Genomic DNA, 15,759 nt, shown 5'->3' on the forward strand with positions numbered 1-15,759 from the left:
GCCCCCTTCCCCGTAGGGCGCACCGCACACCGCGTACCCCCGACCCGCGGACATGCGACCGGGCGGGCCGATCGGCCCGCCCGTTCGCATGTCCGGAGGTGTTACGCGCCCAGCAGCGTCCGCACCCGGTCGGCACCCACCGCGAGGAGCAGCGTGGGCAGGCGCGGCCCGGTGTCCCGGCCCACCAGCAGCCGGTACAGCAGCGCGAAGAAGGAGCGCTGGGCCGTCTTCAGTTCGGGCGTCGGCTTGGCGTCCGGCTCCAGGCCCTCCAGAACCTTCGGCACTCCGTAGACCAGAGTGGTCAGGCCGTCCAGCGACCAGTGCGAGTCGAGCCCTTCCAGGAGCAGCCTGAGCGACTCACGGCCCTGCTCGTCGAGGGAGCCGAGCAGCTCCTTGTCCGGCTCGCTCCGGACGATGGTGCGCGCCTCCGCCGGGACCTGGGTGGTGATCCAGTTCTCGGCGCGGTCGAGCCTCGGCCGCGCCTCGTCGAGCGAGGTCAGCGGGTTCTCCGGGTCGAGCTCGCTGAGGATGCGCAGCGTCTGGTCCTCGGCGCCCGCGGTGATGTCGGCGACCGAGGCGAGGGTGCGGTAGGGCAGCGGTCGCGGGGTGCTGGGCAGCGTCCCGGCGGCCGTGCCGACGGCCCGTGCGTAGGACGCGGCGTCGGCAGGCAGGACCGTGCCGTCCGCGACCTTGCGGACCAGCGAGTCCCACTCGTCGTAGAGCCGCTGGATCTCCTGGTCGAAGGCGATCTTGAAGGACTGGTTCGGCTTGCGCCGGGCGTAGAGCCAGCGCAGCAGCGGCGCCTCCATGATCTTCAGCGCGTCGGCCGGGGTCGGCACGCCGCCCTTGCTGGAGGACATCTTCGCCATGCCGGAGATGCCGACGAAGGCGTACATCGGGCCGATCGGCTGGACACCGTCGAAGACCTCGCGCACGATCTGCCCGCCGACGACGAACGAGGACCCCGGAGAGGAGTGGTCCACTCCGCTGGGCTCGAAGATCACGCCCTCGTAGGCCCAGCGCATCGGCCAGTCGACCTTCCAGACCAGCTTGCCGCGGTTGAACTCGTTGAGCCGGACCGTCTCGGCGAAACCGCAGGCCGAGCAGGTGTAGTTCAGCTCGGTGGTGTCGTCGTCGTAGGAGGTGACGACGGTCAGGTCCTTCTCGCAGTTGCCGCAGTAGGGCTTGTACGGGAAGTAACCCGCGGTGTTCGAGCTGCCGTCGTCCTCGTCCGCCGCGCCGGAGCCCTCGGCGGCCTCCAGCTCGGCCTCGTCGACCTTCTTCTGCTGCGGCTTCTTCCCGCCCGCGGCAGGGTCCTTCTTGGTGCGGTAGCGGTCCAGGACTGCGTCGATGTCCGCGCGGTGCCGCATCGCGTGCAGGATCTGCTCGCGGTACGTGCCCGCGAGGTACTGCTCCGTCTGGCTGATCGGGTCGTACTCGACGCCGAGCTCCTCCAGCGCCGCGGTCATCGCGGCCTTGAAGTGCTCGGCCCAGTTCGGGTACGCGGAACCTGCCGGGGCCGGCACCGAGGTCAGCGGCTTGCCGATGTGGGCCTGCCAGGAGTCGTCGACCCCCTCGACGCCGTTCGGCACCTTGCGGTAGCGGTCGTAGTCGTCCCAGGAGATCAAGTGGCGCACGGTGTACCCGCGGCGGCGGATCTCGTCCGCGACCAGGTGCGGGGTCATGACCTCGCGGAGGTTGCCCAGGTGGATCGGGCCCGACGGGGAGAGACCCGAGGCGACGACGACCGGTTTGCCAGGCGCACGTCGCTCCGATTCGGCGATGACATCGTCCGCGAAGCGGGAGACCCAGTCGGTCTCGGTGCTGCTCTGACTCGAAGCCACGGTCGGCACGTCCTTCTCTCGTGTAGGACTCGTAGGGGGCACCCCCGTCAGGGGTGCATCCATTCTCCCAGGTACCACCCGCAGCGCGAAAACGGCTTTGCACCCCGTGGGATACTGGGGTGATCCCTTGTCCTCTACCGAAACGGCAGCCGGCTCATGGCTTCGGTCCCTTCCCTCGCTTCCACGCTCCAGCAGCAGCTGGCGGACGCCCTGACGGCAGCTCTGCCGGAGGCCGGCACCGCGGACCCGCTGCTGCGCCGAAGCGACCGGGCCGACTTCCAGGCCAACGGCATCCTCGCGCTCGCCAAGAAGCTCAAGGGCAACCCGCGTGAGCTGGCCTCCAAGGTCACGGCGGCCCTCCCGGCCGGCGACCTGATCAAGGACATCGAGGTCTCCGGCCCCGGCTTCCTGAACGTCACCCTCACCGACCGGGCGATCACCGAGACGCTCGCCGCGCGGGCCGCCGACGGCGACCGGCTCGGTGTCCCGGCGAAGGCCGCCCCCGGCACGACCGTGATCGACTACGCCCAGCCGAACGTCGCCAAGGAGATGCACGTCGGCCACCTGCGCTCAGCCGTCATCGGTGACGCGATGGTCCAGATCCTGGAGTTCACCGGCGAGAACGTCGTCCGGCGCCACCACATCGGCGACTGGGGCACCCAGTTCGGCATGCTCATCCAGTACCTCTTCGAGCACCCGGACGAGCTGCAGCACGAGGGCCACGAGGGTGGAGAGACGGACGGCGAGGCGGCGATGTCCTCGCTGAACCGCGTCTACAAGGCCTCGCGGGTCCTCTTCGACTCCGACGAGGAGTTCAAGGCGCGCTCCCGTGACCGGGTGGTGGCACTCCAGGCCGGTGACCCCGAGACGCTCGCCCACTGGCAGCGGTTCGTCGACGAGTCGAAGATCTACTTCTACTCCGTCTTCGACAAGCTCGACATGGAGATCGACGACCCCGACATCGTCGGCGAGTCCGGGTACAACGACATGCTCGAGGAGACCTGCCGGATCCTGGAGGAGACGGGCGTCGCCGTCCGCTCCGAGGGTGCCCTGTGCGTGTTCTTCGACGATGTGAAGGGCCCGGACGGCAACCCGGTCCCGCTGATCGTCAAGAAGACCAACGGCGGGTACGGCTACGCCGCCACCGACCTCTCGGCGATCCGCGACCGGGTGCAGAACCTCAAGGCCGACAGCCTGCTCTACGTGGTGGACGCCCGGCAGTCCCTGCACTTCAAGATGGTCTTCGAGACGGCCCGCCGCGCCGGCTGGCTGAACGACGACGTCAAGGCGCACCAGCTGGCCTTCGGTACCGTCCTCGGCAAGGACGGCAAGCCGTTCAAGACCCGTGAGGGCACCACGGTGCGGCTGCAGGACCTGCTGGACGAAGCCGTCGAGCGGGCCACCGCGGTCGTCCGGGAGAAGGCCGAGAAGGTGGGCCTCTCCGAGGAGGAGATCGTCGAGAACGGCCGGTACGTCGGTGTCGGCGCGGTGAAGTACGCCGACCTGTCCACGTCCGCCGTGCGTGACTACAAGTTCGACCTGGACCAGATGGTCTCGCTGAACGGCGACACCTCGGTGTACCTCCAGTACGCCTACGCCCGGATCCGCTCCATCCTGCGCAAGGCCGGCGACGCCCGGCCCGCCGCGCACCCGGAGCTGGAGCTGGCCCCCGCCGAGCGTGCGCTGGGCCTGCACCTGGACCAGTTCGGCGCGGTCCTGGAGGAGGTGGCCGAGGGGTACGAGCCGCACAAGCTGGCCGCGTACCTCTACCAGCTGGCCTCGCACCTCACCACCTTCTACGACCAGTGCCAGGTGCTGAGCGACGAGAACGCGCCTGAGGTCGTCGAGAACCGTCTCTTCCTCGTCGAGCTCACCGCGCGCACCCTGCACCAGGGCATGAAGCTGCTCGGCATCAGGACCCCCGAGCGCCTCTGACTCCGCCCTGCCCTGCCCTGACAGCACGGAATCGCCCGTGCGGGACCTCGTCCCGCACGGGCGATCGCCTTTCGGGCGCCGTCAGCCGTGCGCGGCGGCGAACATTCCCGGCTCGTAGGAGCCGCCCTTCTGGTGCGTGATCACGGCCAGCCGGTTGGCCGCGTTGATCAGACCGACGAGCACGACCAGAGTGGCCGTCTGGTCGTCGTCGTAGTGCTTGCGGACCAGCGCCCAGGTCTCGTCGGAGACCCCCTGGTGGGCGTCGGCGAGCCTGGTGCCCTCCTCCGCGAGCGCCAGCGCCGCCTGCTCGGCCTCGGTGAACACGGTGGACTCCCGCCAGGTGGCGACGAGATGGAGCCGTACGGCCGTCTCACCGGCGGCAGCGGCCTCCTTCACATGCATGTCGACGCAGTGCCCGCATCCGTTGATCTGGCTCGCGCGCAGCGAGACGAGTTCCTGTGTGGACTGCGGCAGCCCGGACTGCTGGAGCACCTGGGCCAGACCGGCGAACCGCTTGGCGAACCGGGCACCGGTCTCGTTCTCGAACAGGTTGAACCGTGCGTCCATGACGTCGTTCCTCACTCGTGTTCCTGCGGTTGACGAACACGAGATGCCTGCGAGCCGCGCCCTGTGACGGCGACCGGGTGTGACGCACCCCACGCGCGAGGGGTGTCACGATCGGATGCCACCCGGCGTCTTGTGCGCGTGGAACCGACGGGACCCAACCGGAACCGACAGGCGGGAGCAAGCGGATGGAACACCTGGACGCAGACGCGCAGGAGCAGTCCCCCGGCCGTGGCGGCCCGGATGCCGCCACCGAGTCGTTCGTCGCCCACCGGAACCTGCTGTTCACCGTCGCCTACGAGATGCTCGGCTCGGCCGCGGACGCCGAGGACGTCCTGCAGGAGACCTGGCTGCGGTGGTCGGGGGTCGACCTCGACGAGGTGCGGGACCGGCGCGCCTACCTGGTCCGCATCGTCACCCGCCAGTCGCTGACCCGGCTGCGCACGCTCGGCCGCCGCAAGGAGTCCTACGTCGGCACCTGGCTGCCGGAACCCCTGCTCACCACGCCCGACGTCGCCGAGGACGTCGAGCTCGCCGACAGCGTGTCCATGGCGATGCTGCTGGTGATGGAGACGCTGACGCCCAGCGAACGCGCCGTGTTCGTGCTGCGCGAGGTGTTCGGCCTCGGCTACGACGAGATCGCGGACGCCGTCGGCAGGAATCCCGCCGCGGTACGCCAGATCGCCCACCGGGCCCGCGGGCACGTCGCGGACCGCCGGCCCCGCGAGGAGGTCTCCCGGGCCGAGAACCGGCGGGTGATCGAGGCGTTCCGGAAGGCGACGGAGACCGGCGACCTGCAGAGCCTGCTCGACGTCCTCGCGCCCGACGTCGTCCTGCTCGGCGACGGCGGCGGTATCAGGCAGGCCGTGCTCCGGCCCATCGTGGGCGCGGACAAGGTGGCCCGCCTGATCCTCGGTGGACTCGGCAAGGCCCCCGCGCTCACGCTGCGCCTCGCCCAGGTCAACGGCGCGCTCGCGCTGATCGCCATGACCGGCGACGACCTCGACACCGTCATGGCGCTGAGCGTCACCGCCGGCCGCGTCACCGGGCTCTACGCCGTCCGCAACCCGGAGAAGCTGACGCGCATGGAGCGGGTGACCTCCCTGAGCCGCTGAACCGGGGCGTCCCCGCTCCACCGGACCGGGGACGCAGGCCGGCCCCGCCCCTGCGTCAGTGCTCCGACGGCACCCACTGCGCCGTGTCCGCGCGGTAGGAGTACTCCGGCCTGGTCGCGAGGCTGCTCGTACGGAACGGCTTGCCTCCGTCGTCGATGCGCAGGGTCCCGCTCCGCCCGCCGCTGGTCCACTCCAGCTCCAGGTACCAGGTCACGTCGTGCCCCTCCACGTGCGCGTCGAGGTGGAACACCTCCACGTCGGTGGAACTCACCTTGTACGGGAAGTCCTTGGCGGGTACGACCATGTCCCCGTCCTGCCCGGCGACGGGCTTCGAACGCGGGAGTGAGTCGTCGAGGTCCACATCGAAGCTCTGCGGCGTGACGCCGCTACCGCAGCCGCTCCCCATCGAGTACGCGTTCCATGCGAGCGCCGGGTTCCGCCCCAGCACCCGCACATGCAGCCCGTTCAGGACCACCGCCTCACCGGACGTCCCCTGGACGGTGAGCGCTAGCTTCATGGCACCCCCGTCGACACCGTCGAGGGAACGGGCCCAGCCGCGGGTGTACTGCGGTGCAGGCGGCGGAGGTACGTCGTCCGGTTTCTGGTCGAGCAGGTAGTACTGACCGCAGGGGGACTCCCAGTTGTACGAACTGATCGTCGCGCGCACCGGCACCCCGGCGTCCTGCCGTCCGCTCGCCGTGGGACCCGGTGCGTCCCGGCCGGCGCTCGCCGTCGGCGTGGGGGCGGTGGAGCCGGCCGTGGCACTCGGGCTGCGGCTCCCGCTCGGCCGAGGGCTCGCGCTCGCCTCGCCGCTGGGCACGGCCGGGAGGGGGCTGAGCTCCGCGTTCGACCGCTTGCCGTCCGCGGGCCCGTCGTCGCCCAGCCCGCGTACGACGAGAGCCGCGGGGACGACGAGCGCGACGACCGCCACTGCGGTGAGGAGCACCCGCAGCTTCCGCCTGGTCCGCGGACGCGGAGCAGGCCGGGCACCGGTGCCGGCTTCAGGTGTCACGTCCTCCGCGAGACTCTCCGCGCCTGAACTCCGGAAGCCTGAAACCTGAGCGTCCGAACCCGGAGCGCCCGAACCCTGGACGTCCGAACCCGGAGCGTCCGAGCCTTGGGCTTCCGAACCCTGGGCCGGGCGGCCCCGCCCGGCCTCCGGGACGAACTCCTCCGCAGCCGCGCCGTCGGCTTCCGGTACGGGATCCTGATCAGGTTCCGCTTCGCCGACCGGCACGGTCGTGGGCGCGGCCGCCCGAGCGGCCTCCCCCGCTTCGCCGACGGCACCGGCCGGATCCGGCTTCCGTGCGCCTCGCCTCTTCGCCTCGTCGGCCAGGATCCATCTCCGGTGCAGGGCCATCAACTCGTCGGCCGAAGCCCCGCACACCCGCGCGAAGCGCTCCACGGGTGCGTAGTCGTGCGGTACAGCCTCCCCGTTGCAGTAGCGGTGGACGGTCGAGGTGCTCATGTGCAGTCTCCGCGCGAGCGCCCCGTAGCTGAGCCCGGACCGCTCCTTCAGCCCCCTGAGCAGCGCCGCGAATTCCTGGATCTCTGTGCCCACCCCGACCGTTCCCCTTCTGTTCCTTCCCGGAACGGCGTCCCAGGGAGGTTGCGTTCGCGCAGGTCGGAGGGGGTACGAGCGTTCCAGCGTCCCGAACGCCCCGGCAACCGTTGCGACCGGAATCCGGCCCCGGAAAGGATGTGGACACACCGCGGCGTTCCCCGCGATCCGTACGTCCCACCCTCACCCTCGCACCGGGAGCCGCCGTGCGTACCCGACCTGACATCACCCTGACCGACACGCTCGCCACGGGAGTCCTGATCGCCTGCATCGCGATCGTCCTCTCACTCCTGTGACACCTCTGACCATGCGTCACCGACCAGTACACCCGCCCGCACCGCACGGCGCCAACCCGGCGCCCCGGGCGTTCACCACCTTGAAACGGGGAGATCCACTCATGCGCAACCTTCGCTTCCGCCACGCCGCCCACACCCCCGCCCTGAGCGTCGCCGCCCTGCTCACCGCCCTGTCCCTGACCGCCTGCCAGGGCGGCGGCCAGGAATCGGCGGACAGCGCCGGCAAGGCCGCTGCCACCGCCGAGGCCTCCGAAGCCCCGACCGCGGCCACCGACGGGAAGACGGACGACGGTGCGTCCGACCGACCGGCCACCGATGGTTCCGCTTCCGGCAATTCGAAGGGTTCCGGTTCCGCACCGAAGCCCGTCGCCGAGCCGGCCTCGCAGCAGCGGGGCGACCACGACGACGACACGGCGGAGGAGGACGGGCCGGTCACCCGTGCGTGCGACGGCTCCAACTCCCGGGTGAAGCTCACGACCGCGCCCCGGCCCGTCAACCACATGCTGCTCACCGTGACCAACACGAGTTCGCAGGCCTGCAGCGCCTATTACTACCCCTTCGTGCGGTTCGGCGAGGCGCAGTCCACCCCGCCGGTGTTCGAGGAGAGCAAGCCGCAGGCCGTGGTCACCGTCCTTCCGGGCGAGTCCGCGTACGCCGGCGTGCTGACCTCCTCGGCCGACGGGAGCGGCACGAACGGCTACTCCACGAAGAAGGCGACCGTGCACTTCCAGGGCAGGGACGGAGTCGGCTCCACCGGCCCGTCGGCGAACGCCCCGCTGAGCAAGGCCGTCTACGTCGACAGCACGCTGAGGGTGACGTACTGGCAGACGGACATCGACACCGCCCTCATGTACTGACCTCCGCGGGTGGTCCGCCGCGACCACCCACCCACTTCCCTCGGACGGGCGTGACACCGCACAACGGTGTCACGCCCGTCCGGCGTGCGCGGCCCCCGACCGCATAGCGTTCACGTTCAATTCATTGCAACGCTTCACTTCAGTTCATTGCATTAACCGTCTGCACCGTTGCAACGAAATTCCTCCAACTGCCTGCAATAACGGGTTCCTGACGCGACAACATAGTTGCCGCCCCATCGAACGCAACGTAGCGTTTGCGATGTCAGAAACACGAACCCAAGGAGTTGGCCATGCAGAACTTCGACACCCCCACCGCCGTGAACGCCGTCCTCGACATCCCCGCGGGCCGCATCCGGTTCATCGCCTCGGACCGCACCGACACCACCGTCGAGGTCCGCCCCGCCGACCCCTCCAGCAGCCGCGACGCCAAGGCCGCCGAGCAGACCGAGGTCACCTGGTCCGGCGGCGTCCTCGACATCAAGGCCCCTGAAGCGAAGAGCCGGATCCTCGGCCACTCCGGTTCCGTCGAGGTGACCGTGCAACTGCCCGCCGGCTCCCGGGTCGAGGCGAAGTCCGCAGCCGCCGAGTTCAGGGGCGTCGGCCGGCTCGGCGACGTCACCGTCGACGGCGGCCACGGCTCCGTCAAGCTCGACGAGGCCACGAGCGTGCACCTCGCGGGCCTCGACGCCCACATCACCGTCGGCCGGCTGCACGGCTCGGGCGAGATCAGCACCATGAGCGGCGACGTGACGGTCGTCGAGGCCTCGCGCGGAGAGCTCACGCTGAGCACCCAGCAGGGCGCCATCGCCGTCGGCGTCACCCAGGGTGTCTCCACCTCCCTGGACGCCGGGACCGGCTACGGCCGGGTCGACAACGCGCTCATGAACACCGGCGGCGCCCCCGCACTGACCATCAAGGCGACCACCCAGCAGGGCGACATCACCGCCCGCACCCTCTGACCGGCGTACGACACGCGAACGCCACACGGACCGCGAAGGAGCACCGGCATGACGAACACCGCCATCTCGGCGAACAACCTGCACAAGTCCTACGGGGACAAGACCGTCCTGGACGGCATCGGTCTGACGGTCCCCGAGGGGACGGTCTTCGCCCTGCTCGGCCCGAACGGAGCGGGCAAGACCACCGCGGTCAAGATCCTCTCCACCCTCGTCCGGCCCGGCCCCGGTTCCGGGGCGATCCGGATCGGCGGCCACGACCTCGCCACCGACCCTCAGGCCGTGCGCGCCTCGATCGGTGTCACCGGCCAGTTCTCCGCCGTGGACGGGCTGATCACCGGCGAGGAGAACATGCTCCTCATGGCCGACCTGCACCGCCTCTCCAAGAGCGAGGGGCGGCGGGTCACCGCCGAACTGCTCGAACGCTTCGACCTCACGGAGGCCGCGAAGAAGCCGGCGTCCACCTACTCCGGCGGTATGAAGCGCCGCCTCGACATCGCGATGACCCTGGTCGGCGACCCAAGGATCATCTTCCTCGACGAACCCACCACGGGTCTCGACCCGCGCAGCCGCCACAACATGTGGCTCGCCATCCGTGAGCTCGTCGCGGGCGGCGTCACAGTCTTCCTCACCACCCAGTACCTGGAGGAGGCCGACGAACTCGCCGACCGCATCGCCGTACTCCACGACGGGCGGATCGCGGCGGAAGGCACCGCCGAGGAGCTCAAGCGGCTCGTCCCCGGCGGCCACGTCCGGCTCCGCTTCACCGACCCCGACCTCTACCGGTCCGCCGTCGCGGCCCTGCCCGGCGCCACCGCGGATGCCGAAGCACTGTCCCTGCAGATCCCGAGCGACGGCACCCAGCGCGACCTGCGCGCCGTACTCGACCGCCTCGACGGAGCCGGCATCGAGGCCGACGAACTGACCGTGCACACCCCCGACCTCGACGACGTCTTCTTCGCCCTCACCGCCACCACCGTCCCCGCCCAGACCGGGACCCGGAACCAGGAGACCGCACGATGAGCAACCTCTCCCTCGCCGTACGCGACTCGTCGACCATGCTGCGCCGCAACCTGCTGCACGCCCGGCGCTACCCGTCGCTCACACTGAACCTGCTGCTCACCCCGGTCATGCTCCTGCTGCTCTTCGTCTACATCTTCGGCGAGACGATGAGCGGCGGCGCCGGACGCTCCGAGTACATCGCCTACATCGTCCCGGGCATCCTGCTCATGACCATCGGCTCCACCACGATCGGCACCGCCGTCTCCGTCTCCACCGACATGAGCGAAGGCATCATCGCCCGCTTCCGCACCATGGCGATCCACCGCGGTTCCATCCTGTTCGGGCATGTCGTCGGCAGCGTGCTGCAGACGATCATCAGCGTGGTGCTCGTCGGCGCGATCGGCGTCGCGATCGGGTTCAGATCCGTCGACGCCACCGTCCTGGAGTGGCTGGCCGCCTTCGGACTGCTCGCCTTCTTCGCCCTGGCCTTCACCTGGATCGCGGTCGGCATGGGACTGGGCAGCCCCAACGCCGAGGCGGCAAGCAACAACGCCATGCCGCTGATCCTCCTCCCGCTCATCTCCAGCGCCTTCGTCCCGCTCGACAGCATGCCGGGCTGGTTCCAGCCGATCGCCGAGTACCAGCCATTCACCCCCGCCATCGAGACCCTTCGCGGCCTTCTCCTCGGTACGGAGATCGGCAACAACTGGTGGATCGCACTCGCCTGGTGCCTCGGTCTCACCGTCCTCGGCTATCGCTGGTCCAAGGCCCAGTTCGACAACGACCAGAAGTAACCGGCATGAACGCGCAGCTCGTCCGCGCACCCTGCCCGACCCGTCCCACCCGGGGGCGGCGCACTCCGGCACCACACCGGAGAGCGCCGCCCCTTCCCGTTGTGGCATTGATCACAGGGAAATCGTGTACAGGGAAAGCAACTGCACCCTTTCACCCCATCCATCCACCCCGGCCATGTGATAAAGGCCGAGGCAGGTGAAGAAAGTGTGCAGCTCGACCGTCATCCCGGTCATACGATCACCTCAAGTCGCATCCGCGTGAGTCATTTCCGCTGCGACCCTTCATCTCTTCTTCCGTACCTCGAAGGGCCCTTGTGAAGATTCGCCGCACCCTTGCCACAGCAGTCGCAGCCGCAGTCACCGCCCCTGTGCTCCTGCTGTCGGTCACCCCCGCGTTCGCCGACGACAAGCCGGCCGCGCAGACGCAGAACAAGCCGTCGATCGCCGACCTGGAGAAGGCCGCTGCGGCCGCTCAGACCGCGTACGACGACGCTGAAGCCGCGGTTGACGCCGCGATCGCAGAGCTCGAAGCGTACGACCTGGACACCAACCCCCTGAAGATGGCGGCCGTGGCCGCCAAGACGGCGGCCACCGAGGCGGCCGCCGCGAAGGAAGCCGCCGACGAGGCTGTCATCGCCGCGCAGGCCGAGGTCGACCGCCTTGCCGCGGACGAGGCTGCCACCGAGGAGCAGAAGACCGACGCCGCGACGAAGCTCACGGAGGCGAAGACCACCGCCGAGACCGCCGCCACCGCCAAGACGGCCGCCGACGCCAAGCACGTGGAAGCCCAGGACACCCTGGACGACGCACGTGTCGCGGCCGCCCGGAAGATCAACCAGGCGCAGAAGGATGCCGCGAAGGCACTCGCCGACAAGAACGCCGCCGACGAGGCCCTCGCCAAGGCGAAGGAAGAGGAGGCCGAGGGCGGCGAGGACGGTGAGGACGGCGACGGTGACGGCGATGCCTGCGTCCCCGAGCCGAAGCTCACCACCGTCGTGAAGGGCCTGCCCTCCACCGTCGTCGCCGGCACGACGACCAACTTCACGCTCCGGGTGACCAACGGCACCAAGAAGACGCTGGACGAGGTCTACCCGTTCGCATACGTCCACGCCACGGACAAGAGCGGCATGAAGGACATCGACGACCTGGTGCACCTGCAGTGGTCCTCGTCCTCCTCCAAGTGGCAGAACGTCGACAACGAGCACTACATGGACGCCATCAGCCCCATGAAGGCCGGCGCCAAGGCCGACATCAAGATGCGTCTCAAGATCGACGCAAAGGCGCCTGCGGGCAACGGCGTCACCTTCGTCGCCGGTGACTACTGGAACGACAACGGTGACTGCGGCGGCACCCCGGACCTCGAGGGATACGAGTTCCTGATCGCCGCCGCCGGCAGCAACCCCGGCAAGGTCCCCGACGCCACGGCCGGCACGAGCAAGCCGAAGGACTCGGCCCTCACTCCGCAAAGCGGCGGGTCCGCGAGCCCGGCGGGCGGCACCCTCGCCTCCACCGGCTCGTCCTCGGCGACGTCGCAGCTCGCCCTCGCGAGCGGCGCGGCCCTGGCCATCGGCGCCGGTGCGGTGTTCGTCGTCCGCCGCCGCAAGGCGGGCGCGCACGTCTGACGGGTGAGGCGCGGTGCCGGCCAGGCACCGCGCTCCACGCGCTGAACATTTCGTGGGACCCGGCACCGGACGAGGTGCCGGGTCCCTCGGCATGAGGCCTCCCGCACCGCCGGGTCAGGGCCCGGTGACCCCGTCGACGCGCTCCCTCAGCAGGTCCGCGTGTCCGTTGTGCCGGGCGTACTCCTCGATCATGTGCACCAGGATCCAGCGCAGTGACAGACCGCGGTCCCCGACATACGCCGCCTCCGCGTCCGGCAGTGCGCCCACGTCGTCGAGCGAGGAAGCGTCCGTGACCAGCTGACGGCTCAGAGCGACCTCCTTGCGCCAGATCGCCAGCGCCTCGCCGATCCCCCGGTCGTCCGACAGCGCGAACCCGTCCCCGCTCCCCTCGCCCGCGTACACCGGCTCCACGTCGGCCCCGCCGAAGATCCGCTGGAACCAGTTGCGTTCGATCTCCGCCAGGTGCTGCACGAGCCCCAGCAGTGTCATCTCCGACGGCGCGACCGCCGCGGTCCGCACCTGCCGGTCGTCCAGCCCTTCACACTTCAGCACCAGGGTCTCCCGGTGGAAGTCCAGCCAGCTCTCCAGCATGTGGCGCTCGTCGGCATGCGGGGGCGGCACGGTCCGGCCGTCGGGCAGGGTGGTCATGAGACAGCGTCCTTACGTCGTTCCGGGGTGGGCATCAGGCGCGGAGAACGCGCACCACACGACCTTCCCGGGGTCCCGCTCCCCGACACCCCACCGGTCGGCAAGCGCCTCCACAAGCAACAGCCCACGCCCCGACTGCTCGCGAGGCTCCCGCACGACCGGCTCCCCACTCCCGCTGTCGTGCACCTCCAAGACCAGCTCCCTGCCCCGGTCCTCCAGAATCAGCCGTACGAGATATCCCCGCCCCGGCGGGACCCCGTGCCGCAAGGCGTTCGTCGCCAGTTCGCTCGCGCAGAGCAGCAGGTCGTCCACCCGCGCCCCGAAGCCCCACTCCTCTGCGGCGGCCCTCACGAACTCCCGCACGACGGCCACGGACCTGCGCTCACGTCGGCAGAGCCGCTCGCGCAGCAGAGAGGGTTGCATCGTCTCGTTCACGGGACGATGGTCACCCTGTGTGCATACCCTCCTGCAGTAGGTGAGCCCGTACAGATCTCTTGTACGGGCCGCGCATGCATGACGTACGTACGAGGACGGGGAGTTCCGACCGTATGCGCCCCACGAAACGCCGAAGCCGGAACGCCTCAGCCATGAAGCTGATCGGCAAACTCGTCGGCCTCTTCCGCGTCACGGCGGACCTCACCCAGGCCCAACTGGCCGACCGAGCAGCCGTGCAGCTCGAAACGATCGCCTCCATCGAACAGGGCCGCCGCGCGCTGCTGCCCGATCTCGCCCGCCGCTTGGACCAACTCCTCGATACGAAGGGGGCACTGGGGACGGCGGTGGACAACATGCCGGAGGTGGACCTGATCCCGGCGTGGGCGGAGACGTTCATCGATCTGGAGCGGGAGGCGTCCACCCTGTCCTTCTACGAGAACCAGGTGCTTCCGGGCCTCCTCCAGACGGAGAGCTACGCCCGCGCCGTGTTCAACAGCCGAGTGCCGGCCTTCTCCGAGGAGGAGATCGAGGCCCAGACCACCACACGGCTCGATCGCCAGGGAATCCTGCACAGCCATGTCCCGCCGTGCATCAGTTTCATCGTCGCCGAAGCCGTGCTACTCGACAGGCTCGGCGGTGACGCCGTGTACAAGGAGGCTCTGGAACACCTCCGCACGTGCTCAGCCCTCCCCGGTGTCACCATCCAGGTGATGCCGGCCGGCCGGCACTCCCATGCCGCCCTGGACGGGCCGTTCGTGCTGCTGGAGACGGCGGATCACCAGCATCTCGGCTACACGGAGACCCAGCGTGGCAGCCAGCTCATCGCCGACCCCGACGAGGTCAGCATCCTCTCTCAGAAATATGCGATGCTGCGGACACAAGCCCTGAACACGGAGGACACCAGGGCCTTGCTGGACCGGCTGCTAGGAGAGCAATGAGCACCGCACACGAGTGGTTCAAGTCGAGCTACAGCGGCAGCGAAGGCGGCAACTGCCTCGAAGTCGCCTACGCCCGCACCGAGTCCGCCGCCCACCCCACCACCGTCCACCTCCGCGACTCCAAGAACCCCGACGGCCCCACCTTCACCGTCACCCCAGCCGCCTGGGCATCCTTCACCACGTACGCGGCCGGGAGCTGACCGCCGGGACATGACGGCAGAGCCGGGCACGGTCGAGCTGACCACACAGGACCTCCGCGCGGTGGCGGCATTCGCCGCGGCCTGCGCGGAGCCGGCACTCGGCCTCTTCGAGGCCGGTCGGCCCGACGACTCACGCCCCCGCAAGGCGATCGAAGCGGCCTGGGCGTTCGCCCGGGGCGGCGAGCGCGGGAAACTCCTGCGCGACACGGCCTGGGCGGCGCTCAAGGCAGCCGGAGCCACGGATGACGCAGCCGCCGGCCAGGCGGCGAGAGCGGCGATGGCTGCGGCAGGCGCCGCGTATCTGCATCCGCTGGCCAAGGCCACCCAGGTCAAGCACATCCTCGGAGCGGCCGAGCTCGCCGCCGGCGACGACCGGACCCGGGGCGCGGAACACATCGCCCGCGCAGCCGCCACCGCGTCACCGGAGGTCGTGGACGTACTCGCCCGCTACCCGGCGGCCCCGGAAGGCGGAGGCCGCGTCGGTGAGCTGATCCGCCTGCTCGACACCGCCCTCCGCCCCGAAGGCACCCGGCACCGTCCGTTCTGAGTAGCAGCACTCATGTGAGGCTGTTCCAGCGGGTGTTGACTCGCGCACATGTCGGACAACCTCAAGGCGCCCAGCGACTCGAACACCGCCTCTCGCGACCCCCGCGCCTGGGTGGCGCCTCTGCTCTCGACGCTCCTCACCCTCCCGGCGGCCGGCTTCGCCTGGTTCTACGGAGCCCTGTCCCCGATGGCCTGCGACTCCTGCGACGGCGCCGAGGCCGACCGGTTCGACGCCTCCTACGGCGCGGCCTGGGGCGTGCTCTGCACCGGCCTGGTGATCGCGCTGGTCATCATGCTGGTCAGCTGGTGCGTGCCGTGGGAACGCCGGCACGCCGCCAAGCGCGCACTGCTCGCGGTCGCCGCTCCCGTCGTCGTCGGTGCGGCCCTCGTGGCCTTCCTCGGCATGGTCGACTGGCCGTGACGGCCGCACTCGGCACAGACGGCCC

At 69.9% G+C, this 15,759-nt stretch carries 17 protein-coding genes; 11 read left to right on the forward strand and 6 right to left on the reverse strand.

The annotated features are described in order from the left end of the window. Positions 1–101: 101 nt before the first annotated feature. A complete protein-coding gene (lysS, locus tag ACGFNN_RS28275) occupies positions 102–1,853 on the reverse strand; it encodes a lysine--tRNA ligase (RefSeq protein ID WP_393560044.1) in 1,752 nt (583 codons plus the stop codon). A gap of 147 nt (positions 1,854–2,000) precedes the next feature. Between lysS and argS the strand changes: the two genes are divergently transcribed. Further along, a complete protein-coding gene (gene argS, locus ACGFNN_RS28280) occupies positions 2,001–3,779 on the forward strand; it encodes an arginine--tRNA ligase (protein ID WP_393560046.1) in 1,779 nt (592 codons plus the stop codon). 81 nt (positions 3,780–3,860) lie between these two features. Here the strand turns inward: argS and ACGFNN_RS28285 are convergent, their stop codons facing one another. Continuing rightward, positions 3,861–4,346, reverse strand: a complete 486-nt coding sequence (locus ACGFNN_RS28285) for a carboxymuconolactone decarboxylase family protein (protein ID WP_362553291.1) — start codon at positions 4,344–4,346, stop codon at positions 3,861–3,863. 185 nt (positions 4,347–4,531) lie between these two features. Between ACGFNN_RS28285 and ACGFNN_RS28290 the strand changes: the two genes are divergently transcribed. Beyond that, entirely contained in the window at positions 4,532–5,458 is a 927-nt protein-coding gene (locus tag ACGFNN_RS28290; protein ID WP_393560048.1) for an RNA polymerase sigma-70 factor, read from the forward strand. A gap of 55 nt (positions 5,459–5,513) precedes the next feature. On the opposite strand, the gene ACGFNN_RS28295 is transcribed toward ACGFNN_RS28290, so the two are convergent. Beyond that, entirely contained in the window at positions 5,514–7,019 is a 1,506-nt protein-coding gene (locus tag ACGFNN_RS28295; protein ID WP_393560050.1) for a helix-turn-helix domain-containing protein, read from the reverse strand. A 397-nt stretch (positions 7,020–7,416) separates the two neighbouring features. Here ACGFNN_RS28295 and ACGFNN_RS28300 point away from each other — a divergent pair, with 397 nt between their 5' ends. The 4 genes from ACGFNN_RS28300 to ACGFNN_RS28315 all read left to right on the forward strand — a co-directional run bounded on the left by ACGFNN_RS28300 (position 7,417) and on the right by ACGFNN_RS28315 (position 10,924). Further along, complete coding sequence (locus tag ACGFNN_RS28300) at positions 7,417–8,172, forward strand: DUF4232 domain-containing protein (RefSeq protein WP_393560052.1); 756 nt, start codon at positions 7,417–7,419, stop codon at positions 8,170–8,172. A gap of 290 nt (positions 8,173–8,462) precedes the next feature. Continuing rightward, positions 8,463–9,131 carry a DUF4097 family beta strand repeat-containing protein gene (locus ACGFNN_RS28305; protein ID WP_393560054.1) on the forward strand — a complete coding sequence of 223 codons (669 nt, stop codon included), beginning with the start codon at positions 8,463–8,465 and terminating at the stop codon, positions 9,129–9,131. Positions 9,132–9,179: 48 nt separating this feature from the next. Further along, positions 9,180–10,151: an ATP-binding cassette domain-containing protein gene (locus ACGFNN_RS28310; protein WP_393560056.1), complete on the forward strand. Its 972-nt coding sequence runs from the start codon at positions 9,180–9,182 to the stop codon at positions 10,149–10,151. Then, the gene (locus ACGFNN_RS28315) at positions 10,148–10,924 is read left to right on the forward strand and encodes an ABC transporter permease (RefSeq protein ID WP_362553309.1); all 777 of its coding nucleotides are present in this window, start codon (positions 10,148–10,150) and stop codon (positions 10,922–10,924) included. The genes ACGFNN_RS28310 and ACGFNN_RS28315 overlap by 4 nt, the downstream gene beginning before the upstream one ends. A gap of 111 nt (positions 10,925–11,035) precedes the next feature. Here the strand turns inward: ACGFNN_RS28315 and ACGFNN_RS28320 are convergent, their stop codons facing one another. Further along, positions 11,036–11,158 (reverse strand): hypothetical protein, encoded by a 123-nt coding sequence (locus ACGFNN_RS28320; protein ID WP_393560058.1) that lies wholly within the window; start codon positions 11,156–11,158, stop codon positions 11,036–11,038. A gap of 80 nt (positions 11,159–11,238) precedes the next feature. On the opposite strand from ACGFNN_RS28320, the gene ACGFNN_RS28325 reads away from it, so the two are divergent. Next, positions 11,239–12,546, forward strand: a complete 1,308-nt coding sequence (locus ACGFNN_RS28325) for an LAETG motif-containing sortase-dependent surface protein (protein WP_393560060.1) — start codon at positions 11,239–11,241, stop codon at positions 12,544–12,546. Positions 12,547–12,660: 114 nt separating this feature from the next. On the opposite strand, the gene ACGFNN_RS28330 is transcribed toward ACGFNN_RS28325, so the two are convergent. Then, positions 12,661–13,194 carry a DinB family protein gene (locus ACGFNN_RS28330; protein WP_393560062.1) on the reverse strand — a complete coding sequence of 178 codons (534 nt, stop codon included), beginning with the start codon at positions 13,192–13,194 and terminating at the stop codon, positions 12,661–12,663. Positions 13,195–13,206: 12 nt separating this feature from the next. Continuing rightward, positions 13,207–13,629, reverse strand: coding sequence for an ATP-binding protein (locus tag ACGFNN_RS28335; RefSeq protein ID WP_393560064.1), 423 nt, complete (start codon positions 13,627–13,629; stop codon positions 13,207–13,209). Between the two features lie 152 nt (positions 13,630–13,781). Here ACGFNN_RS28335 and ACGFNN_RS28340 point away from each other — a divergent pair, with 152 nt between their 5' ends. Genes ACGFNN_RS28340 through ACGFNN_RS28355 form a run of 4 tightly spaced genes read left to right on the forward strand, consistent with a single transcriptional unit; the run spans position 13,782 to position 15,734 of the window. After that, positions 13,782–14,567 carry a Scr1 family TA system antitoxin-like transcriptional regulator gene (locus tag ACGFNN_RS28340; RefSeq protein ID WP_393560066.1) on the forward strand — a complete coding sequence of 262 codons (786 nt, stop codon included), beginning with the start codon at positions 13,782–13,784 and terminating at the stop codon, positions 14,565–14,567. Next, positions 14,564–14,767, forward strand: a complete 204-nt coding sequence (locus ACGFNN_RS28345; RefSeq protein ID WP_393560068.1) for a DUF397 domain-containing protein — start codon at positions 14,564–14,566, stop codon at positions 14,765–14,767. Before ACGFNN_RS28340 ends, ACGFNN_RS28345 begins: the two co-directional genes overlap by 4 nt. A 10-nt stretch (positions 14,768–14,777) precedes the next feature. Next, complete coding sequence (locus tag ACGFNN_RS28350) at positions 14,778–15,314, forward strand: putative immunity protein (RefSeq protein ID WP_393560070.1); 537 nt, start codon at positions 14,778–14,780, stop codon at positions 15,312–15,314. Positions 15,315–15,362: 48 nt separating this feature from the next. Further along, positions 15,363–15,734 carry a hypothetical protein gene (locus tag ACGFNN_RS28355; protein ID WP_393560072.1) on the forward strand — a complete coding sequence of 124 codons (372 nt, stop codon included), beginning with the start codon at positions 15,363–15,365 and terminating at the stop codon, positions 15,732–15,734. Positions 15,735–15,759 lie beyond the last annotated feature (25 nt).

The sequence above is a fragment of the Streptomyces sp. NPDC048590 genome, assembly GCF_043199535.1.
Lineage (GTDB): Bacteria > Actinomycetota > Actinomycetes > Streptomycetales > Streptomycetaceae > Streptomyces.